The organism is Streptomyces sp. NBC_00223 (assembly GCF_036199905.1).
GTDB lineage: Bacteria > Actinomycetota > Actinomycetes > Streptomycetales > Streptomycetaceae > Actinacidiphila.
In genome coordinates, this window is sequence record NZ_CP108109.1 from 7,688,034 (window position 1) to 7,709,837 (window position 21,804).

Sequence of the window (21,804 nt, forward strand, 5' to 3'; positions counted from 1 at the left end):
CGCCCGGTGCCACCGCCGTCGGCCGGCCCACCCCCGGCCGGCCGACGGCCCGCACCCCCCCGCGTCCCGCGCCCGCACGCGACTCGGCACAGCGGCCGAGCCAGAAGTCACAAGGAGAACCGAACCATGAAGATCGGTGTCGACGGCCGGAAGATCCCCGGCGCTGCGGACCGTACCCCGGTGGAGATCCTCGGATACGCCCACGACCTGGGCATGGAGGGCGTGTACTTCCGCACCGTGCTCGACATCTCGCCCACCCTCGACCGGGGACTGCTCCGGGAGGTCCGGCAGGAGGCCGACCGGCTGGGCCTCTACCTCCAGATGGGGCTCGGCAAGGTCAACCCCTACGCCGCGGCCGAGGCCCCCGAGATCCGCAGGCTGGGCGACGGCGACTACACCCGCGGCATGCTGCGCATGCTGGAGGCGTGCCGCGAGGGCGCCGACTGCGGTGAACTCTGGGTCGCCTGCTGCAACTACCAGCCCGACCTGCCCGGCTACTACGCCATCGACCGGTTCCGCACCGACGCGCCCTGGGCCGACCAGCTCGTCGCGATCGAGAAGTTCCTGCGGCTGCTCGCGCCGGCCGCGCGCGACCTGGGCTGTCACCTCAACATGGAGACCCACGAGGAGATCACCAGTACCGAGGTGGTCCGGCTGGTCGAGTCCGTCGGGCCGGACGTCATGGGCATCACCTTCGACACCGCGAACGTCCTGGTCCGCGGCGAGGACCCGGTGGCCGCCGCCCGCCGGGTCGCCCCGTACGTGCGGGCGACACATCTGCGCGACTCGATCCTGCGGCGCACCGACACCGGGCTCACCCGGACCTTCTCGCCCTGCGGCCTGGGAGTCATCGACTGGGCGGGCCTGCTCGGCGCGCTGCTGGAGCAGGTGCCCGACCTCGACGCCTCCATCGAGCCCGCGGGACCGACGCTGGCCATCCCGATCGGGACGCGCGACGAGTCCTGGCGCGCGCTGCACCCCGACCTCGTCGAGGCCGAGGTCGTCGAACTGGAACGCCTCGCCGACGACTACGACCGCCGGGCGGCCGCGGGAGAGGTACCCACGCTGGAGGACTTCCGCGCGACACCGTTCGACGGCGAGAACTTCGTCCTGCGCAGCGCCGAGCACCTGCGCACGACCCTCGCGGCCCTGCGGGAGCCGAGCGCCCCGGCCGAAGAGAGCAACTGACGTGATCCTGACCCCCAGTGAGAAACGACGACGCCCCCGGCGAGGTGCCGCGTGATCGGGCAGCACGCCCTGGCCGGCGTCGAAGCGGTACCGGACCCGATCCGGGTCCTGGTCCTCAACTGCAATGTGACCGAGTCGATGACCGATGTCATCGGGGAGTCGGCCCGGGCCGCCGCGGCCCCGGGGACGATCGTCACCGCCGTCTCGCCCGAGTGGGGGGTGGCCTCCGCCGAGGGCTATCTCGACAGCTTCATCGCCGCGACGGCCATGCTCGACCGGCTCGCCACCTGGGGCGAGGGCATGGACGCCGTCGTCCTGGCCGGCTTCGGCGAGCACGGACGGGAGGCCGCCCGCGAACTGCTGGACATACCGGTGGTGGACATCACCGACGCGGCCGCCCATGTGGCGCTGATGCTGGCGCCGCGCTACGGGGTGGTGACCACCCTGGCCCGCTCCATCGTGCAGATCCAGGACAGCCTGCGGACGGCCGGCGTGGCCGAGCACTGCGTGGGCGTGGTCGCCGCCGGGGTCCCGGTCCTGGCCGCGCACACCGATGTCGCCCGGACCCACGACGCGATCCTGGAGCGCGGCCGGCAGCTGATCGACGCGGGCGCCGAGGCGCTGGTGCTCGGCTGCGCGGGCTTCGCCGGCCGCGCCTCCTCCTTCGAGGAGGAGTTGGGGATCCCGGTGATCGACCCGGTCGCGGCGGGGCTGCTCTTCGCCGAGGGCCTGGTCCGGCTCGGACTGCGGACGAGCAAGGTGTCGACCTTCGCCCGGCCGCTCCCCAAGGCCCGCCCGGGCTGGGACCACGGCCTGCGACTCGCGGCCGGGGCCCGGGACGCGCACCTCGCCTGACGGACCGCCGGCCTCCGCCTGCCGTACGGCGCGCGACGACCCGTACGGCGGGCGACGACCGGCGGACCCGTGAGGGCAAACGACTGACGGACCCGCGAGGGTCCGGGAAGGAGAGAGATGACCACCGCGGTGCACGCGCGCTACGTGCTCGGTTACCACGAGGGCGACCATGTGCTGATCGAGAACGCCTCCGTCGTCTACGACGGCGCGCACATCGTGTACGTCGGTCCGCGCCGGGAGGGCGCCGCCGACCACACGATCGACCTGGGGGAGGCCCTGGTGACCCCGGGCCTGATCGACCTCGACGCGGTGTCGGACATCGACCACGCGCTGCTCGACTCCTGGGCGGGGCCGCGGAACGCCACGGGACTCCAGTGGTCGGCGGACTACTTCGCCCACCGCCGGCGCGATGTCTTCGACCAGGAGGAGCGGGACTTCATCCGGCGCTACGGCCTGGCCCAGCTCCTGCTGCACGGCGTCACGACCTGCATGCCGATCGCCTCGGAGGTCCACAGCTCCTGGGCGGAGACCTACCAGGACGCGGTCGGCATCGCCGAGGCGGCCAGGACCCTGGGCATCCGCGCCTATGTGGGCCCCAGTTACCGGTCGGGCGTCAACGCCGTACGCGACGACGGCGAGCGCGACGTGCTGTGGGAGGAGCAGCGGGGGCTCGACGGACTGCGGGACGCCGAACGCTTCCTGGAGTACGCCAGGTCGGCCGGCGACGGCCTGGTCAGCGGGGCCCTGCTGCCGTGCCGGGTCGAGACCATGACCCCGGAACTGCTCGCCGCCACCGCCGAACTCGCCCGCCGCCACGACGTACCCGTACGGCTGCACTGCATGCAGGGCGCCGTCGAGCTGGACCTGCTCCGCCGCGGGTACGACGCGACACCGCTGGAAGTCCTGGAGCGCGCCGGGCTCCTCGACTGCCGTCTGCTCGTGCCGCACGCCATTTACGGCTCGGGCGGCGGGGCGCGCGGAGCGCCGTCGGACGACGAACTGCGGGCGCTCGCCCGCGCCGGGGTGTCGGTCGTGCACTGCCCGTCGACCTCCCTGCGCTACGGAATGGTGCTGGACAGCTTCGACCGCTTCGGCCGGGCCGGGGTGAACATCACCCTCGGCAGCGACAGCTTCCCGCCCGACCTGTTCCGGGCCATGGACACCGGCTCCAACATCGCCAAGGTGCTCGAAGGCCGGCTCGACGCGGGCGACGCGGCGGCGTACTTCCGCGCGGCGACGCTCAACGCGGCGCGGGCCCTGGGCCGCGACGACCTCGGGCGGCTCGCGCCCGGCGCGCAGGCCGACCTGGTCGCGCTGCGGCTCACCGACTTCCGGCTCGGCGTCCTCGACGACCCGCTGCGCACGTTCCTGATGTCCGGCTCCCCGCGCGACATCGCCCTGACGGTGGTGGCCGGACGCACGGTGGTCAGGGACGGCACGCTGCCGGGGTGCGACCTCGCCGCGATGCGCAGCAGGGCCCAGCGGCTCTTCGCCCGGATGCGCGCGGCCTACGGCGAGCGCGACGCGCGCCGCCGCGACGCCGGTGACCTCTTCCCTCCCGTCTTCCGGAGGCTCCGCGCGGACGGCGCGGACACCGGTCCGAACTACCCCGAGGACAGCACATGCGCGCCCTAGTCAAGAAGCAGGCCGGTCCCGGCCTCGAACTGGTCGAGATCGCCGAACCCGAGGTGCGGCCGGGGCATGTGAAGGTCCGGGTGCTCCGCGCCGGACTGTGCGGCACCGATCTGCACCTCGAGTCGTGGGACGACTGGGCGGCCTCCGTGGTGCGACCGCCGCTGGTCCTCGGGCACGAGTTCTACGGCGAGGTGTCCGAGGTCGCCGACGATGTCAGCGGTATCGAGGTCGGGCAGCGGATCTCGGGGGAGGGGCACATCGTCTGCGGGAACTGCCGCAACTGCCGGGCCGGGCGCCGGCACATGTGCATCAACACCGAAGGGCTCGGGGTGAACCGCGACGGCGCCTTCGCCGACTACGTGGTGCTCCCGGCGTCCAATGTGTGGGTCCACCCGGACGCCTTCGACCCCGACCTCGCCGCCGTGTTCGACCCGCTGGGCAACGCGATGCACACGGCGCTGTCCTTCCCGATGGCGGGCGAGGACGTCGTCATCACCGGCGCCGGTCCGATCGGCGTCATGACGGTCGCGCTCGCCCGGCACCTGGGAGCGCGGCACGTCGTGGTCTCCGACATCAGCGACTACCGCCTCGACCTCGCGCGGGCCGCGGGCGCCGATGTCGTCGTCGACGCCAAGCAGCGAAGCCTCGCCGACGCGATGGCCGAGTTGGGGATGCGCGAGGGCTTCGACGTCGGTCTGGAGATGTCCGGTGTGCCCTCGGCCGTGGAGGACATGCTCGCGAACATGAACCACGGCGGAAGGGTCGCGATGCTCGGCCTGCCGAAGGCCCCCTTCCCCATCGACTGGGGAAAGGTGATCACCCACATGATCACCATCAAGGGCATCTACGGCCGCGAGATGTACGACACCTGGTACACGATGAGTTCGATGCTCGGCAGCTCCGCCCAGCTCAGCGAGCGGGTGCAGTCGGTGATCACCCACCGCTTCGCCGCGGAGCGCTGGGAGGACGCCTTCGCGGCAGCCCGCTCCGGGCTGTGCGGCAAGGTCGTCATGAACTGGGAGGACTGAGCGGGATGTACGGCGACATCAAGGCACAACTCACCGAGGGGCTGGCCGAGATCGACGCGGCGGGCCTGACCAAGCACGAGCGCCCCCTCGTCACGCCGCAGGCGGTCCGGATACGGGCCCGCCACGGCGGCGAGGTCCGGGAGGCGCTGAACTTCTGCGCCAACAACTACCTGGGCCTGGCCGACGACCCGCGCGTCGAGTCGGCCGCGGCCGCCGCGCTGCGGGACTGGGGCTTCGGCATGGCGAGCGTCCGGTTCATCTGCGGCACCCAGGTGCTGCACCGCAACCTCGAACAGGCCCTGGCGGACTTCCTCGGGACCGACGACTCGATTCTCTTCTCGTCGTGCTTCGACGCCAACGGCGGCATCTTCGAGGTCCTGTTCGACGAGCGGGACGCGATCGTCTCCGACGAGCTGAACCACGCCTCGATCATCGACGGGATCAGACTCTCCAAGGCCAAGAGGTTCCGCTACCGCAACGCCGACCTGGACGACCTGCGGGCCCAGCTGGACGCCGCCCGCGCGGCCGGCGCCCGCCGTACCGTGATCGTCACCGACGGCGTCTTCTCCATGGACGGCCATCTCGCCCCGCTCGACGGCATCTGCGACCTGGCCGACCGGTACTCCGCGCTCGTCATGGTGGACGACTCGCACGCCGTCGGCTTCGTCGGCGAGCACGGGCGCGGGACGCCCGAACGCTTCGGCGTCGCGGACCGCGTGGACATCCTCACCGGCACCCTGGGCAAGGCCCTCGGCGGCGCGTCGGGCGGCTATGTGGCCGCCCACCAGGAGATCGTCGACCTCCTGCGGCAGCGGGCCCGCCCGTATCTCTTCTCCAACTCGCTCCCCCCGTCGATCGCCGCGGGGTCGCTGACCGCCCTGGAGATCGCGGCGGGCGCGGCCGACGCGCGCCGCCGGCTGACCGCGAACAGCGCGCTGTTCCGGCGGCTCATGGCCGAGGCGGGCTTCGAGCTGCTGCCCGGCGAGCATCCGATCACCCCGGTCATGTTCCCCGGCCCCGACGGCGCCCGGCAGGCCGCGGAGACCGCCGCCGTCATGCTGGAGAAGGGCGTGTACGTCACCGCGTTCTCCTACCCGGTCGTGCCGAAGGGCCGGGCGCGCATCCGCGTACAGCTGTCCGCCGTCCACACCGAGGAGGACATCAGGACCTGCGTGGAGGCGTTCGTCTCCGCCCGCGCGCAGGTGGCCGGGGCAGCACCCGTACACCCCGGCCCGCACATCTGACCCACCCGGCCGTACGCCCGACCCGGCGGACGGTCCGGCCGGAGGCCCACCGGGCCCCGGCACGGACGGGTCCGCACCCCCTCACGTCGAAGAAGGTATGACGTCATGTCGATCGAACTGACAGGAAGGCCCGTCGAGGGCGCAGAAACGATCCTCGTGCCCGGAGCGCTCCGGTTCGTCGAGGAACTGCACCGTGAGTTCGGCGCGCGCCGCGCCGAACTGCTCGACGCCCGGCGCACCCGGCGGGCGGAGGCCGCCCGCACCGGCCGGCTGGACTTCCTCGCCGAGACCGCAGGCATCCGCTCGGCGGACTGGCAGGTCGCCCCGGCCCCGGAGGACCTGCGCGACCGGCGGGTCGAGATCACCGGTCCCACCGACCGCAAGATGACCATCAACGCCCTCAACTCCGGGGCCCGGGTGTGGCTCGCGGACCAGGAGGACGCGAGCACCCCGCACTGGAGCAATGTCGTCGGCGGACAGGCCAGCCTGTTCGACGCGATCCGCCGCGACATCAGCTTCACCTCGCCCCAGGGGAAGGTCTACCGGCTCAGCGAGGACCGGGCCCTGGCCACCATCGTCATGCGGCCGCGCGGATGGCACCTCGACGAGCGGCACCTGCTGGTCGACGGCGAGCCGGTTTCGGGCTCCCTCGTCGACTTCGGGCTGTACTTCTTCCACAACGCGCAGGAGCTGCTGGACCGGGGGAGCGGCCCGTACTTCTACCTGCCGAAGATGGAGAGCCATCGTGAGGCGCGGCTGTGGAACGACGTGTTCACCTTCGCCCAGGAACGGCTCGGCATCGCCCACGGCACCATCCGCGCCACGGTGCTCATCGAGACCATCCCGGCGGCGTTCGAGATGGAGGAGATCCTCTACGAACTGCGCGACCACGCCTCCGGGCTCAACGCCGGCCGCTGGGACTACCTGTTCAGCCTGATCAAGTACTTCCGCGACGCCGGCCCCGACTTCGTGCTTCCCGACCGCGCGGCGGTCGCGATGACCGCGCCCTTCATGCGGGCCTACGCGGAACTGCTCGTCAAGACCTGCCACAAGCGCGGCGCCTTCGCGATGGGCGGCATGTCCGCCTTCATCCCCAGCCGCCGGGACGAGCAGGTCAACGAGCGGGCGCTGGCGCAGGTCAGGGCCGACAAGACCCGGGAGGCCGGCCAGGGCTTCGACGGCTCCTGGGTCGCGCACCCCGATCTGGTCCCGCTGTGCGCCGAGGTCTTCGACGCCGCCTTCGCGGGCAGCCCCAACCAGCTGGACCGGCAGCGCGACGACGTCGAGGTGACCGCCGACGACCTCCTCGACGTCGCGGCGACACCCGGCGCGATCACCCGCCAGGGCCTGCACGCCAACGTCGAAGTCGCCGTCCTCTACCTGGAGTCCTGGCTGCGGGGCACCGGAGCCGTCGGCATCCACAACCTCATGGAGGATGCCGCGACCGCCGAGATCTCCCGCTCGCAGATCTGGCAGTGGGTGCGCAACTCCTCGAAGCTGGAGGACGGCACGGTCGTCACCGCCGAACTCGTCCGCGCCGCGATCGACACCGAGATGGACAAGCTCCGCGAGCAGGCCGGCGACACCTTCGCCACGCGCCCGTTCGACCGGGCGCGGGAGATCTTCGAGAGCGTCGCCCTCAGTGACGAGTACGTCGACTTCCTGACGCTTCCGGCCTACGACGCGGTCGTCGACCAGTGACCCTCCTCGACCGGCTGATCCGCGACCTCGACACCCGGCTGGCCGGGGCGGACGCGGAACTGGCCGCGCGCTACCCCGGCGAGCGGGGAGCGCGGCAGCCGGTCCACACGCTGTACGTGCCCGCCGACCGGTACCGCGCCGACACCCTCGCGTCGGCCGGCCGGGCGGCGCTCGCGGCGCTCGACCGGTGCGCCGCCGCCCTCTCGGCCGAGGCGGACGTACGCGAACGGGTGCGCGCCAAGCTCGCCGCCGAACCCGTCGAGGACATCCGCGTCGACTTCGAGGACGGCTACGGCACCCGGCCCGACGGCGAGGAGGACCGGGCCGTCCGCGACGCCGTGGCGGCGCTGGGCCCGGCGGACCGGCCGCCCTACTACGGCATCCGGATCAAGTCCTTCGAGGCGGCGACCCGGGCCCGCGGCCTGCGCACCCTCGACCTGTTCGTCGCCGAGGCGTCCCGGACGGGCGGCCTCGGCGACGGGTTCAGGGTGACGCTCGCCAAGGTCACCTCCGTCGACCAGGTCGAGGCGATGGTCTTCGCCTGCGCCTGCCTGGAGGCGGAGTACGGCATCGCGCCGCTCCGCTTCGAGATCCAGGTCGAGACCCCGCAGGCCGTCGTCGGCCCGGACGGCAGCGCCCAGGTGGCGCGGATGCTGCACGCGTCGGAGGGCCGCTGCACCGGCCTGCACTACGGCACCTACGACTACTCGGCCGCCTGCGGGATCGCCGCCGCGTACCAGAGCATGGAACACCCGGTGGCCGACCACGCCAAGGCGGTGATGCAGGCCGCCGCCGCGGGGACGGGCGTCTTCGTCTCCGACGGCTCCACCAATGTGCTGCCGGTCGGCGACCACGCCGTGTCCGCGTGGCGGCTGCACGCCCGCCTCGTACGGCGGTCGCTCGAACGCGGCTTCTACCAGGGGTGGGATCTGCACCCCGCCCAGTTGCCGAGCCGCTACCTCGCCACGTACGCCTTCTTCCGCCGGGACGCGGCCTCGGCCGTGGAGCGGGTCAGGGCGTACGCGTACGGCGGGAGTTCGACCCACCTCGACGAGCCGGCGACGGCGGCGGCGCTGGCCGGCTTCCTGCTGCGCGGGGTGGAGTGCGGGGCACTGGACGAACGGGAACTCGGGATCGACGGCGGCCTGCTGCACCGGCTCGCGCGACGCGAAGGAGGACAGCCATGAGGGGCACCGCAAGGGTGCGGACGCGGGACGCGATCGTGAGGTGCGGCTGATGCTGGACACGGTGTTCAGGGCCGAGCGCGCGGTCACGCCCGAGGGCGAGCGCGCGGTGGACGTCGGGGTCGAGGACGGGGTGATCGTCGCGGTCGGGTCCGGGCTGCGCGGGCGCCGCACCGTACGGCTGGGCGACGGCGAAGTGCTGCTGCCCGGCCTGGTGGACACGCACGTGCACGTCAACGAACCGGGCCGGACGGAATGGGAGGGGTTCGCCAGCGCCACCCGCGCGGCGGCCGCCGGCGGGGTGACGACGGTCGTCGACATGCCGCTCAACAGCATCCCGCCGACCGTCGACACCGCCGCGCTCGACGTCAAACGCCGGGCCGCGCACGGGCAGTGCCATGTCGACGTCGGCTTCTGGGGCGGCGCCGTCCCCGCGAACCTCCGCGATCTGCGGCCCCTGCACGACGCGGGCGTGTTCGGGTTCAAGTGCTTCCTGGCCGAATCCGGCGTCGAGGAGTTTCCGCACCTCCGGCCCGCCGAGGTCGAGCGGGCCATGCGGGAGATCGCCTCCTTCGACGGCCTGCTCATCGTGCACGCCGAGCACGCCGACCAGGTCGTGGCGGCCCCCGCGAGCAGGACGTACGCGGACTTCCTGGCCTCGCGCCCCCGGTCCGCCGAGAACGACGCCATCGCCCAGGTGCTGGACCTGGCCCGGGTGACCGGCTGCCGGATACACATCCTGCATCTGTCCAGCGCGGAGGCCGTCCCCCTGCTCAGGCGGGCCCGCGCGGACGGCGTCCGGGTCACGGCCGAGACCTGCCCGCACTATCTGTCCTTCGACGCCGAGCACATCGCGGACGGCGCCACCCAGTTCAAGTGCTGCCCGCCCATCCGGGAGAGCGCGAACCAGGAGGCGCTGTGGGAGGCGCTGCGCGAGGGGGTGATCGACCTGGTCGTCTCGGACCACTCGCCGTCGACGCCCGATCTCAAGCGCCTGGAGTCCGGCGACTTCGGCGCTGCCTGGGGCGGCATCTCCTCCCTGCAACTCGGCTTCTCCGCCGTGTGGACGGGGGCCCGCGCCCGCGGCTTCGCGCTCGCGGACGTCGTGCGCTGGATGTCGCACGCGCCCGCCCGTCTGGCCGGGCTGCGGCACAAGGGCGGCATCGCGGTGGGCAACGACGCCGACTTCTGCGTCGTCGCCCCCGAGCAGTCCTTCGTGGTGGAGGTGGCACGGCTCCACCACAAGAACGCGGTCACTCCCTACGACGGGCGTGAACTGTTCGGCGCGGTCCGCGAGACCTGGTCCCACGGCGAACGCGTCGATCTCGAAGGCGCGCCGAGGGGACGGTTCCTGACGAGGGGGAACACGGTGACGCGGGCGGGGTGACGCGGTGCCGCGGCCAGGGAACCCCGAGGTCGGCGTCGCCCGCCCCGGGGTTCCCTGGCCGCGAACCCGGCTGTCGGTCACGAACCCGGCCGCCGGCCCCGGGGTGCGGGGGTTGCGCCACCGACGCCGTCCCCCCGCCGCCGCCCGCATCGGACTGACCCGCCGCCGTAAGGCCGGCGCGTGACCGGAGCCGCCGTCACGGCCTCCGGGCGAGGTTCCCCCACGGGTGTCGCAGGAACCGCAACGGCCCCTCGGTCCGGCGTGGTTCGGCCGGCAACGGCCTGGCGCCGCCAACGGCCGGCGGGCGCGTACCCGTACCGGTTTCACCCGCTTTCACCGGCGAGTCCGGACATGTCGGCCCGGTGATCTTCGTTAGCGTCGGCGGCGACAGGGTGGGCTTTTCCTCCGAAGGGACGGGGAACCGTGACGCTTGCTCAAACCGCCGCGCGACGGCCGGAGCCGGTGCCCGGCGCCTGGCCGGTGGCCGGCCATCTGCCCGCCTTCGGCCGGGACCCGCTCGGTTTCCTCGGCGCGCTGCCCGGCCACGGCGACCTGGTGGAGGTCAGGTCCGTCGGGAGCCGTATGTACATCCCCTGCCAGCCCGAGCTGGCCCACAAGGTGCTCTCCGACCGGCACGCGTTCGACCGGACCGGGCCCATCTGGGACCGCTTCCGCGGCGACATCGGCAACGGCGTGGCCACCTGCCTCTTCGACGAGCACCGGCGGCAGCGGCTGATGGTCCAACCGGCCTTCCGCCGCGACCGGATGGGCCGGTACGCCGAGTTGATGAGCGAGGAGATCGGCTCCCTCGGGCAGTCGTGGCGGCCCGGCCAGGTCATCGACGTGGTCCACGAGATGTTCGCCCTCACCACCTCGGTGGCCGTCCGCACCCTCTTCTCCTCACGCGTCGACGCGCGGACCACCGCCATGCTCCGGCAGTGGATGGACACCTATCTGCGCGGCCTCGCCACCCGCGCGCTGCTCCCCGCGGCGGCCGCCCGTATCCCCACGCCGGCCAACCGCCGGCACAGCCGCGCCCTCACGCAGTGGCGCCACTACGTGCGCGAGGTCATCGGCGAGGGCAGGCAGCGGGAGAGCGGCTCACAGGACCTGCTGGCCTGGCTGATCGAGGCCCGTGACGACGACCGGGCCGGACTGACCGAACAGGAGCTGGTCGACCAGATCATGGTGATCGTCCTCGGCGGGGCGGAGAGCCTTTCCGCCCTGCTGTCCTGGGCCTGGCACCTGCTGGGCTCGGACCCGGAGGCGGAGGCCGAACTCCTCGCCGAGGCCGACGCCGCCCTCGACGGCCGCACCGCCACCCTGGAGGACCTGCCGCGCCTGGAGCACACCGGCCGCGTCGTCAAGGAGGCCCTGCGGCTGTATCCCCCGGCCTGGGGCCTCCTGCGCTCGGCCACCAGGGACGTCGAGCTGGGCGGCCGACGGCTGCCGGCCGGGGCCGCGGTGCTGGTCAGCCCCTTCGTCGTCCAGCGGCGGCCCGACATCTACACCGACCCGCACGCCTTCCGGCCCGGGCGCTGGCTGCCCGACCCGCACACCGGGCGGAGCACGGTCCCCCCGGCCGCCTACTTCCCGTTCGGCATCGGCGGCGCCAAGTGCCTCGGTGAGCACTTCGCGCTGACCATGGCGTCCCTGGCGATGGCCTCGCTGGCGACCCGCTGGAGGCTGCTGCCGGTCCCGGGCGTCACCGTCCGGCCGGCGGTACGTGCCGTGATCTCCCCGCGCGCGCTGACCATGCGGGTGGCCGCCCGCCGCTGAGCGGGCGGCCTCGCCGCAGGGGGAGTCCGGGCCTACGTGCCGCTCAGCGTGGCGTCGAGCGTCCGCTCGATCGCGCCGGCCAGGTCGTCGGCCTGCCGGGCGGTGTACCAGCCCCTGGCCAGGATGAGGGTGATGACGAGGTCCGCCGTGTCGTCGTCACCCTCGTTGCCGGTCAGGAACACGGCGGGGACCGGGCCCTGGGGCATCGCGCAGCCGTCCACCGGGCCGGAGACGAGGTCCGGCGGCAGGCGCAGCGGCTGGGTCTTCGCCACGAGGTTGCTGATGAAGACGCTCATCGGGGCGTTGACCGCCTCGGCCATCACCTGGGGCATCGCGGCGATGGTCTTCTCGGCGGTGCCGTCCGTGACGGCGGCCCGCAACTGCTCCCAGACCTCGCGTCCGATGTCCGCGGGATGCCGGTCAGGGCCCACCGTGACGACGGTGTGCTGGGCGCAGGCGGCCATCACCAGATGGTGGCGGGGCAGCGGCGGCCTGTGGCGCCGCCGCAGGTCGAGGGCGGAGAAGCAGGTCATGGTGACGGTCTCGGCCGGCGAGTCCGTCTGCGTGTGGACCGCGCGCAGCGTGATGCCGCAGGCCAGCGCGTGCATGGTGACGCCCGAGGCATGCGCCGCGCCGGTGAGCCGTACGGCCTGCTCGGCGGACAGCCGCAGTTGACGTGTGTGGGCACCGGCGTCGAGCGCCGAGTCGTCCACCTCGACGACGATGGGGATGCACGCCGGGGCCAGACCGCGCATCTTCGCGGCACGCTCCGCGAGGAAGTCGGCCAGCTGCCCGTCGGTGAAACGGGCGCGGAAGTGCTCCTCGACAGGACTGGGCAGCCCGGCGGTGGGCGGTGGCAGCGCGGGCGTGCCGCCGGTGACCCGCGCCGTGTAGCTCTGCCACAGGGTGTGCAGCAGGGTCAGGGTGCTGACGCCGTCACAGATCACGTGGTTCACGGACAGCGCGAGCCGATGGCTGCTGTCGTCCTCCCGCACCACGACGGCTCTGAAGATGGGGGTGTCCGGCGCGTACCGCGTGCTGACGTGGTCGATGTCGCCGTCCGTTCTCAGCCGCGGCGCGGGCAGCGAGCGGTCCAGACGCAGGACGTAGCCCTCCTCCGTCGGGACGATACGGGCCGACAGGACGGGGTGGAGGGCGATCAGGTCGTCGACGGCGGCGGCGAGCGCGTCCAGATCGAGCCGGCCGTACAGACGCTGGGTGAAGACGACGGGCATGCCGAAGAAGGCGAAGGGGACCTCACTGGCCGCGAGGGGGCGTTCGTCGACAGCGGTGGCGGTCACGGTGGCGGTGGCGGTGGTCAAGGTGAACTCCTTGCGGACAGGGAGGGGTTCGCGGGCTGCCCCGGGCGCGGACGGTTCCGTGGGCGCCGGCCCCAGGCCGAGACGACGAGGAAGACCGGGGCGGGGCGGGCGTCACCGGGCGGCAGGTGGAGGTACGCGTCGAGGTCCTGTCGCCGGACCAGGCCCTGGCCGACCATGGCCGGGCCGACCTGTTCCAGGCAGAGCCGCAGAAAGGCGTCGGCGTTGCCGCCCGGACCGACCAGGCCCGGTGTGTACGCCAGGCCGATGTGCCCGAGACCCGCGCGCGCGAGCAGATCGGGGAGGTCGGTGGCCCACCGGACGGCCGTCCCCATCCGGCCGCCGGCCAGGTCGTTGAGGCCGGTGACACAGCGGCGCAGGGCGTCGGGCGCGTCGAGCGGAGGAGTGACGGTGATGCCGTCCACGCAGATCCGGCCGCCGGGGGCCGTCCACCGCACCATCCGCGCCAGCACCTCCTCCCGCTCGGGCAGGTGCTCCAGCAGCGAGCGGGCGTGGAGCAGGTCGAACGACCCGTCGGGAAAGTCGTCCTGGGCCACGTCATGGCGCAGGACCGTCAGGTTCGGTACGTCGCGCGGCAGGAGACTCGTGTCCAGATCGGTGGCCACCACCTCGCCGGGCGCACACCGTTCGGCGAGCCAACGGGCGACGGAGCCGGCGCCGGCGCCCAGTTCCAGGCAGCGCGTGCCCGGTCGGGGACCGCAGTGCTCCAGCGCGGCCCGGCTGGCCGGGTCGGCGAACACCTCGAGCGCGCGCAGCCGCCGTAACTCCAGGGGGTGCTGATGCTCGAGCAGCCCCGCGCCGTAGCGCGGGCCGCGCCGGTCATCGGGCGCTGTGACCATGGCCGTTCCCTGTCTGTCGGTGCGCGAGCGGCCCGTTCCCCGGCAGGCGACAGCTCTGGGAACGGGCCCGTACGGGCGGGCGGGCCCCACGGGGGCCCGCCCGGTGCGGTGGTGCTCGTCAGGAGACGGGGCCGAAGAGCACGACGCCGGCGGCCTCCGGGTCGTTGCTCCGGTAGACGTCCCGGGAGGCCTGGAGGAGTTCGTCGATGGTGATGAAGCCGTCCCCGTCGCGGTCGATCCTGGAGAAGGTCTCCGCGCTGAACCGGGAGTCGACGCCGAAGGCCTCGTAGATGCGCTCGACCTGGGCGGGTGTCAGCCGCCCGGTGCCGTCGGTGTCCGCCGCGTGGAAGGCCACTTCCGAGACGTGCATCATCCGGTCGATGTACTTGGGGTCGTTCTGCAGTCCGTTGTCGACCGCGACGATGAACTCCTCGCGGCTGACCCTTCCGTCGCCGTCGCTGTCCGCCGCCTCGCGGAAGATCTCCCACCAGTCGCTGAACGCCTGGTCGATCTCGGCGGCGAGCTCGGTGTCGACGTCGTCCCGCACGGCCCGCACATTGCGGGCCAGGGCCAGGAAGTCGTCCGCGCTGATGTCACCGTCACCGGTGATGTCCAAGGCGTCGAACACCCGGTTGAGGTTCGTCCGCTGCACTGCTCCGAGCATTGCGATTCCTTTCATGGTGGGTGTGGGTTTCTCGCATCGCACGGCCGGATTCCGGCATACGAAGTCGCCGGAGGTGACCGCCGTGTTGTTCTCAGCAGCCCTGCGGCTGTGTGGTCATGAGCACGCGGTCGGGGGCCAGGGCCGCTCCGGCGACCTCGCGCGGGGCGCGGTCGGAGACGGGAGCCAGATGCCAGCGGGGAGTGATGGTGGCGACGGCGATGACGAGTTCGGCGAGGGCGAAGTGGTCACCCAGGCACTTGTAGGGACCGGCGCTGAAGGCCAGGAAGGTCGGGCCGCGGTGGTCGACGGTCTGCCAGCGGTCGGGGTCGAACTCAAGGGGCCGCGGGTAGATTTCGGGATCGCGGTGCAGGGTCGCCGGGCTGCAGAGGAGTTCGGTCCCCGCGGGGAAGTGCAGTCCGCCCAGGACGGTGGCCGCGGCCGGCCGGCGTGTCAGCATCCACGCGGGACTGTGCAGCCGCAGCGTCTCGCGGACCACGCTCTGGAGGTACGGGAGCCGCGGGATGTCGTCGAAGGTCACCGGCCGCGAGCCCAGCACCTCTTCGACCTCCGCCAGTACGCGCTTCTCCACCAGCGGATTGCGGCCGAGTTCGTAGAACAGCCAGGTCAGCGTCGAGGAGACGGTCTCGATCCCGGCGTTGAAGAACGTCATGGCCTCGTCGCGCAGTTGCGCGGGGGTCAGGGGCTCTCCGGTGTCGGCGTCCCTGGCCTCGATCAGCATCGTCAGCAGGTCCCGCTCGTCCCCGTCACCGTCGAGATGGGAGGCGATCAGGCCGTCGATCAGCGTTCGCAGCCCCTGCCGGGCCGTCTCGAACCGCCGATTGGCCGGGGTCGGCAGCCGGTCGAACCAGCCGACCGGTGAGACCACCTTGCGTCCCATGCCCTGGATGAACTCCGGCAGCCACTCCCGGATACGCCCGATCCCCTCGGTGGGCATCTCGCTGCCGAAGAGGACACGCGCGACGATCTCGCTGGTCAGCGTGTACATCTCCGTGCCCACATCGATCCGGCCGCCGGGCGTCCAGTCGGCGGACCGCGCCCGCGCGCCGTCGCGCATGACCTTCGTGTACTCCTTGAGCTTCGAACGGTGGAAGGCCGGGGCCACCAGCCGGCGCTGGCGGTGGTGGACGTCGCCGTCCAGCGTGAACAGACCGTCGCCCTGGTAGGGGCGGAACTTCTCGTAGAACCGGCCCTTGCGGAAGGAGTCCGAGTCGGAGGCCAGCATCTGCCGTACGAGAGCGGGGGAGTTGAGCACGTACACGTCCAGGGGACCCATGCAGACGCGTACGACCTCGCCGAGCGGGCGGATGGACTGGAGCAGTCCCACGGGGTCGCGCAGCAGCGGAACGGCGTGCCCGAGCAACGGCAGCCGCTTCGGGGCGGTCGGTACGGAGGCGGCCAGGGTGGTGCTCATCGGATCTCCTCCGCGTGGGTCGCCCGAGGGGCGGGGATCGTTCTGTGGCTCAGCCGCAGGGCCAGGTCACGCGGTTCGATGATGCTGCGGCCGCTCACGGTGACGGGCCGCCCGCCGGCCGGCGCCAGGCTCCAGGACTTCAGGATGGTGGCCAGGGCGAGCGTGATGTTCATGACGGAGAAGTCGCCGCCGATGCACTTGCGGTGGCCGGTGCCGAAGGGGAGCAGCGTCCCGGCGCGCTCGGCCTTCGCCCGGGTCCTGCCGTCACCGTCCCAGCGGCCCGGATCGAAGTGCTCCGGGTCCGGGAACAGATCCGGGCGGTGATGCAGCACATACGGGCTGATCAGGATGTCCGCGCCGGCGGGGACCCGGTGGCCGGCCAGGTCCGTTTCGGCCACGGTGACGCGGCTGAACATCCAGGCGGCCGGGCTGATCCGGAAGGTCTCGGTGACGACGCTCCGCAGGGAGTGCAGCTGCGGCAGGTCGCCGTGGCGCGCGGTGTCCCCGTCGCAGACGCTGCCGACCTCCGCCGCGACCGACGCCTCCAGGGCGGGATCGAGCGACAGATAGTGCAGGGCCCAGGCCAGCATGGCGGCGGTGGTGCCGATGCCGGCGATGAACATCGTCATCACCTGCTCCCGGATCTCCTGGTCGCTCAGCGCGTCGCCGGCGCCGTCGCGGGCCAGGAGCATCGACAGCAGGTCGCCGTGGTCCGGTGTCTCCCGGCGGTACGCGGCGATCGTCTCGTCGATCCGTGCGTACAGGGCCAGTCGGGCCCGCTCGTAGCGGCGGTTCGCGGGCAGCGGCAGACGGGCCATGCCCGGGGCCACCATCCGCAGGAAGGCGCCGCTGACCAGCGTGTCGACATGTCCCAGCGTCTCCCGCGCCAGGTCCGCGCTGTCCTGCCCGCCGGAGAACCAGGAGGCGAACATCGTGGAGACGGTGATCCGCATCGCCAGTTCCTGCATCACCCGGTGGGCGTCCAGCACCTGCCCGTCGCGCCACGGCTCCGTGACCGCCGTGATCTCGCGGCTGACCAGCTCGCTGTAGCGGACGAGCTGCCGGGGGCTGAACGCGGGCTGCGTCAGCCGGCGCAGCCTGCTGTGCTTGGCGTTGGGGCAGGTGGCCAGACCGTCGCCGAAGAAGACCGCGATGTTCTCGAAGAAGGGGCCGCCCTTGTCGAACCGGCGGCGCTCGCGGATCAGCACCTGGGAGGCCAGTTCGGGGCTGCACACCACGTAGGTCGGTCGGCTGCCGAGACGGATCTCGACCAGGTCGCCGTGCGCGGGAAGGGAGTTCAGAAACCGCGTGGGGCCGGTCAGCAACTGGCGCAGATGGCCGAGCACCGGCAGGCCGCCCGGCACGCGGGGGATGGTCCGTGTCATCGAGTCGTCAGGCTCCGGCGGTCATGAGCAGCGCGGACGCCCACTCGGGCAGGGTGCGATGGGACTGGTTGCGGGTGGAGGTCTGCTCCCACACGTAGTCGCCGACGACCCAGTCGTGGATGACGTCGGCGTACTCCAGCACGGCCGCGCCCTGTGCGGCGTTCAGATGCCGCAGCAGCCGGGGGAGGGCTTCGGCCTCCAGCGTCACCAACTGGTCCACCTTCTCCTGGCCCAGCGCCGAGGCCCGGGCCAGCGCCTCCGGGCGCGTGCACGCCCGGGTGCGCTCGATGATGTGGATCGCGTTGTGCAGACCCGTGACGTCCTCGTGCGAGGTGGACATCGAGTCGTTCCTGATCGCCACCAGGTCGGCGCCCAACTGCCGCATCCGCGCCAGGTACGGGTGGTGCCACACGGCGGGCGGCACCTCGACGCCGCCCCACTTCTCGGCCAGGTCGTTCTGCCCGTACGCGCAGGTGGTCGCCGCCCGCAGCTGGAAGTACTCCTCCAGATCGACGTACGCGTTCCCGTCGAGGCGGTCGACCGCCTCCGTCAGCTGGGAGGAGAAGTACGACTCCCAGTGGTGGGCCAGACGCCCGCGCAGCGACGCCGACATCCCCCGCGTCATCCGGCGCCACAGATCCGCGAACGCCCTGACCGTGGGCGCCTGGTAGAGCTCGGGCCCCGAGATGCCGTGCACGATCCCGATCAGCGCGTCGCAGACCTGGTGCACCCGCCGGGGATCACGCCCGATGTCACCGTCCAACTGGTCGTCGAAGGGCAGGAAGTACCACCCCATCATCTGCGCGGCGACGCAGCAGTCCTCGGCATCGGCCTTCGGGTAGAAGTACGCGGCGACCTCCGCCAGCCGCCACTCGACGAAGTCCTCGACCCCCTGCTCGCCGTGCAGCAGACCGTGCCCCCGCATCCACGCGATCGCGCTCTCCCGAGCCTGGTCGAGATGCGGGTTGACCCTGAGCGGCCATGGCGTGCTGAAAACAGCCCCTGGTTGCGTCACGTACGCTTGCCCTTCGTTGCGGTACCTAACGCTGAGATGATCATTCGCAACCGAAGGTGACGCAATGCGCCGGGCCGCTGTTTCACCCGATCGGTTCGCTCGCGGGCGAGCGGCTGACGTGACTGGGGGCCGTGCAGGGGCTGTTGGCCGTCGAGTCGGCCCGGTGCCCGGGCGGGACGCCGCCCCGGGGGCGGGGGCGGCCGGATGGCACGGGCGCGGCCGGGAGGGACGCGGAACACGTCCCTCCCGGCCGTCGGGGGGTCAGGAGGCGGGCAGTTCCGCGCGGACCGTGCAGGCCGCGGTGACCAGGTTTTCCAGGGACGCGCGTGTCTCGGGCCAGGCGCGGGTCTTGAGGCCGCAGTCGGGGTTGACCCACAGCCGCTCGGCGGGGATGCCCTCAAGTCCGTTGCGCAGCAGGGCCGTCACCTCGTGCGTGTCGGGCACGCGCGGGGAGTGGATGTCGTAGACGCCGGGTCCGACCTCGCGGGGGTAGCCGTGGGCGGCGAGTTCGTGGGCGACCTGCATGTGGGAGCGGGCGGCTTCCAGGCTGATGACGTCGGCGTCGAGGTCGTCGATTGCCTGCACGATGTCGCCGAACTCGGCGTAGCACATGTGCGTGTGGATCTGGGTGTCCGCGCGTACCCCGCCGGTGGCGAGCCGGAACGCCTCGGTGGCCCAGGCGAGGTACGCGGGCCGGTCGGCGGCGCGCAGGGGCAGGGTTTCGCGCAGGGCGGGTTCGTCGACCTGGATGACGGCGGTGCCTGCGGCCTCCAGGTCGGCGACCTCGTCGCGCAGCGCGAGGGCGACCTGCCGGGCGGTGTCGGCGAGCGGCTGGTCGTCGCGGACGAAGGACCAGGCGAGCATGGTGACAGGGCCGGTGAGCATGCCCTTGACCGGGCGGTCGGTGAGCGATTGTGCGTAGGAGGTCCAGCGGACCGTCATGGGCTCGGGGCGGGAGATGTCGCCGGCCAGGATCGGCGGGCGGACGTAGCGGGTGCCGTAGGACTGGACCCACCCGTGCCGGGTGGCGAGGTAGCCGGTGAGCTGTTCGGCGAAGTACTGGACCATGTCGCTGCGTTCGGGCTCGCCGTGCACCAGGACGTCCAGCCCGGTCTTCTCCTGGAAGGAGACGACCTCGGCGATCTCGGCGGCGATCCGCTCCTCGTACCCGGCGGTGTCGATCCGCCCGGCCCGCAGGTCGGCGCGGGCGGCGCGCAGGTCGCCGGTCTGCGGGAAGGAGCCGATGGTGGTCGTCGGCAGCAGTGGCAGCCCCAGGCGGGCGCGCTGGGCGGTGGCGCGTTCGGCGTACGGCTGCGGCCTGCGGGTCTCCGCCTCGGTGACGGCGGCGGCGCGGGCCCGTACGGCGGGGTCGCGGGTGAGCGCGGAGGCCGTACGGGAGGCGAGGTCCGCGCGGTTGGCGGCGAGCCGGGCGGCGACGGTGTCGGTGCCCTGGGCGAGCCCCTGGGCCAGCGTGACGACCTCGGCGGTCTTCTGCCGGGCGAAGGCCAGCCAGCGGGTGACCTGCGGGTCGAGCCCGCTCTCCGCGCCGAGGTCGAGCGGCACGTGCAGCAGCGAGCAGGACGGCGCCACGTCCACCCGGTCTGCCAGGCCCAGCAGGGTGGCCAGTGTGGACAGCGACTTCTCCAGGTCGTTGATCCAGATGTTGCGGCCGTCCACGACGCCCGCGACCAGGCGCTTGCCGGGCAGCCCGCCGACGGCGGCGAGGTCGTCGAGATTGGCGGCGGCCGGGCCGGTGAAGTCCAGCGCCAGGCCCTCGACGGGGGCCTTGGCCAGCACCGGCAGCGCCTCGCCCAGCCGGTCGAAGTAGGACGCCACCAGCAGCTTCGGCCGGTCGGTGAGCGCCCCCAGATCGCCGTAGACGCGCGCCACGGCGTCCAGCACGGCAGGCGGCTGGTCCTGGACAAGCGCGGGCTCGTCCAACTGCGCCCACTGCGCGCCGGCGGCCCGCAGATCGGCCAGCACCTCGGCGTAGACCGGCAGCAGCCGGTCCAGCAGGGTCAGCGGTTCGAAGTCGGCGGCCACACCGGGGGCGGGCTTGGCGAGCAGGAGATACGTGACCGGGCCGACGAGCACCGGCCGGGCGGTGTGACCGAGCGCGAGGGCTTCCTTCAGCTCGGCGACCTGCTTGGACGGGTCGGCGGTGAAGACGGTGCCGGGGCCCAACTCGGGGACGAGGTAGTGGTAGTTGGTGTCGAACCACTTGGTCATCTCCAGCGGCGCCACCTCCTGCGTACCGCGGGCCATCGCGAAGTAGCCGTCCAGCGGGTCGGCCGCGACCGCGGCTCGGTGCCGGGCGGGCACGGCACCGACCATGACGGTGGTGTCCAGGACATGGTCGTAGTACGAGAAGTCGCCGGTGGGCAGTTCATCGACACCGGCGTCGGCCAGCTGCCGCCAGTTGGCGCGGCGCAGCTCGGCCGCGGTCTCCCGGAGGGCGTCGGCGGTGACCCGGCCCTTCCAGTACCCCTCGATGGCCTTCTTCAGTTCCCGCTGCTGTCCCTGGCGGGGGTAGCCGTACACGGTGGGCCGTGCTGCCGCGGCTGCGGACTTCGCTGTCACGGAAATCTCCTTCGCGAGATGTCTCCTGGCATCCCGGCGACGGGACGCGAGCGCGAAGGGTGACGGACCGGACGGACCGGCAGCACGCCCTGGGCGCGCCCGTTCCGCCGATATGTACGCCGACCCGCCCACGAGGTCACCGGGATTTCCGCACGCGATCGGTCGCGTACGGGCAACGGGCAGGTCTTCGGACTCGCGGGCGCGTCCGGCTTCGTGCCGGACACCTACTGGCCGTCGCTTCCCAGATCCGCGGTCCGGATCCAGTGCGTATGACGGCGGTCGTTCCCACTCACCGCTGCGGGGCAGTCCCGGATTCCCACCGGGTTCCCTCTTGCGACGCGCCTGCCTGGCGGACAGGGCGAACCAGCTGCACCGGCCAGGTTAGAGGGCGGGCCACTTCCCGGGCGCCGCTGTTCACATGTCGGGACATGACGTGGGACACAGGTCCGGTTCCCCGGCGGAGTCCGGGACCGGCCCGGAACGCCCGGAACGAAGGAGGTGAAAGCGGGGCACGGGCCAAGTCCGCGGGCAGTCGGCGCACGCCGTCC

The 21,804-nt window shown here is 72.5% G+C and carries 16 protein-coding genes and 1 riboswitch; of the genes, 9 read left to right on the top strand and 7 right to left on the bottom strand.

The features are described 5' to 3' along the window. The first annotated feature begins 126 nt into the window (after window positions 1-126). The 9 genes from OHA30_RS32640 to OHA30_RS32680 all read left to right on the top strand — a co-directional run bounded on the left by OHA30_RS32640 (window position 127) and on the right by OHA30_RS32680 (window position 12,001). Window positions 127-1,188: a sugar phosphate isomerase/epimerase family protein gene (locus OHA30_RS32640; RefSeq protein WP_328917470.1), complete on the top strand. Its 1,062-nt coding sequence runs from the start codon at window positions 127-129 to the stop codon at window positions 1,186-1,188. A gap of 51 nt (window positions 1,189-1,239) precedes the next feature. Further along, the gene (locus OHA30_RS32645) at window positions 1,240-2,043 is read left to right on the top strand and encodes an aspartate/glutamate racemase family protein (RefSeq protein ID WP_328917471.1); all 804 of its coding nucleotides are present in this window, start codon (window positions 1,240-1,242) and stop codon (window positions 2,041-2,043) included. A 117-nt stretch (window positions 2,044-2,160) separates the two neighbouring features. Then, window positions 2,161-3,678 (top strand): chlorohydrolase family protein, encoded by a 1,518-nt coding sequence (locus tag OHA30_RS32650; protein ID WP_328917472.1) that lies wholly within the window; start codon window positions 2,161-2,163, stop codon window positions 3,676-3,678. Beyond that, window positions 3,666-4,706 (top strand): L-threonine 3-dehydrogenase, encoded by a 1,041-nt coding sequence (gene tdh, locus OHA30_RS32655; RefSeq protein WP_328917473.1) that lies wholly within the window; start codon window positions 3,666-3,668, stop codon window positions 4,704-4,706. The genes OHA30_RS32650 and tdh overlap by 13 nt, the downstream gene beginning before the upstream one ends. 5 nt (window positions 4,707-4,711) lie before the next feature. Beyond that, the gene (locus OHA30_RS32660) at window positions 4,712-5,950 is read left to right on the top strand and encodes a glycine C-acetyltransferase (RefSeq protein ID WP_328917474.1); all 1,239 of its coding nucleotides are present in this window, start codon (window positions 4,712-4,714) and stop codon (window positions 5,948-5,950) included. Window positions 5,951-6,055: 105 nt separating this feature from the next. Beyond that, window positions 6,056-7,651, top strand: coding sequence for a malate synthase A (aceB, locus tag OHA30_RS32665; protein WP_328917475.1), 1,596 nt, complete (start codon window positions 6,056-6,058; stop codon window positions 7,649-7,651). After that, window positions 7,648-8,838: a DUF6986 family protein gene (locus OHA30_RS32670; RefSeq protein ID WP_328917476.1), complete on the top strand. Its 1,191-nt coding sequence runs from the start codon at window positions 7,648-7,650 to the stop codon at window positions 8,836-8,838. Before aceB ends, OHA30_RS32670 begins: the two co-directional genes overlap by 4 nt. A 49-nt stretch (window positions 8,839-8,887) precedes the next feature. Next, window positions 8,888-10,222, top strand: coding sequence for an allantoinase AllB (gene allB, locus OHA30_RS32675; RefSeq protein WP_328917477.1), 1,335 nt, complete (start codon window positions 8,888-8,890; stop codon window positions 10,220-10,222). Between the two features lie 423 nt (window positions 10,223-10,645). After that, on the top strand, window positions 10,646-12,001 hold the full coding sequence (locus tag OHA30_RS32680; protein ID WP_328917478.1) for a cytochrome P450: 1,356 nt from the start codon (window positions 10,646-10,648) through the stop codon (window positions 11,999-12,001). Between the two features lie 32 nt (window positions 12,002-12,033). On the opposite strand, the gene OHA30_RS32685 is transcribed toward OHA30_RS32680, so the two are convergent. From OHA30_RS32685 to metE, 7 genes are all read right to left on the bottom strand, one after another. After that, window positions 12,034-13,323: a phthiocerol/phthiodiolone dimycocerosyl transferase family protein gene (locus OHA30_RS32685; protein WP_328917479.1), complete on the bottom strand. Its 1,290-nt coding sequence runs from the start codon at window positions 13,321-13,323 to the stop codon at window positions 12,034-12,036. Next, window positions 13,320-14,180 carry a class I SAM-dependent methyltransferase gene (locus OHA30_RS32690; protein WP_328917480.1) on the bottom strand — a complete coding sequence of 287 codons (861 nt, stop codon included), beginning with the start codon at window positions 14,178-14,180 and terminating at the stop codon, window positions 13,320-13,322. The genes OHA30_RS32685 and OHA30_RS32690 overlap by 4 nt, the downstream gene beginning before the upstream one ends. 118 nt (window positions 14,181-14,298) lie before the next feature. Beyond that, complete coding sequence (locus tag OHA30_RS32695) at window positions 14,299-14,844, bottom strand: EF-hand domain-containing protein (protein ID WP_328917481.1); 546 nt, start codon at window positions 14,842-14,844, stop codon at window positions 14,299-14,301. A gap of 91 nt (window positions 14,845-14,935) precedes the next feature. Further along, the gene (locus OHA30_RS32700; protein WP_328917482.1) at window positions 14,936-16,276 is read right to left on the bottom strand and encodes a cytochrome P450; all 1,341 of its coding nucleotides are present in this window, start codon (window positions 16,274-16,276) and stop codon (window positions 14,936-14,938) included. Then, complete coding sequence (locus OHA30_RS32705) at window positions 16,273-17,661, bottom strand: cytochrome P450 (protein WP_328917483.1); 1,389 nt, start codon at window positions 17,659-17,661, stop codon at window positions 16,273-16,275. Before OHA30_RS32705 ends, OHA30_RS32700 begins: the two co-directional genes overlap by 4 nt. A 7-nt stretch (window positions 17,662-17,668) precedes the next feature. Continuing rightward, on the bottom strand, window positions 17,669-18,676 hold the full coding sequence (locus tag OHA30_RS32710) for a terpene synthase family protein (protein ID WP_328917484.1): 1,008 nt from the start codon (window positions 18,674-18,676) through the stop codon (window positions 17,669-17,671). A gap of 261 nt (window positions 18,677-18,937) precedes the next feature. Beyond that, window positions 18,938-21,256, bottom strand: coding sequence for a 5-methyltetrahydropteroyltriglutamate--homocysteine S-methyltransferase (gene metE / locus OHA30_RS32715; protein WP_328917485.1), 2,319 nt, complete (start codon window positions 21,254-21,256; stop codon window positions 18,938-18,940). Window positions 21,257-21,417: 161 nt separating this feature from the next. Then, a riboswitch (cobalamin riboswitch) is annotated at window positions 21,418-21,639 on the bottom strand. Window positions 21,640-21,804: the final 165 nt, after the last annotated feature.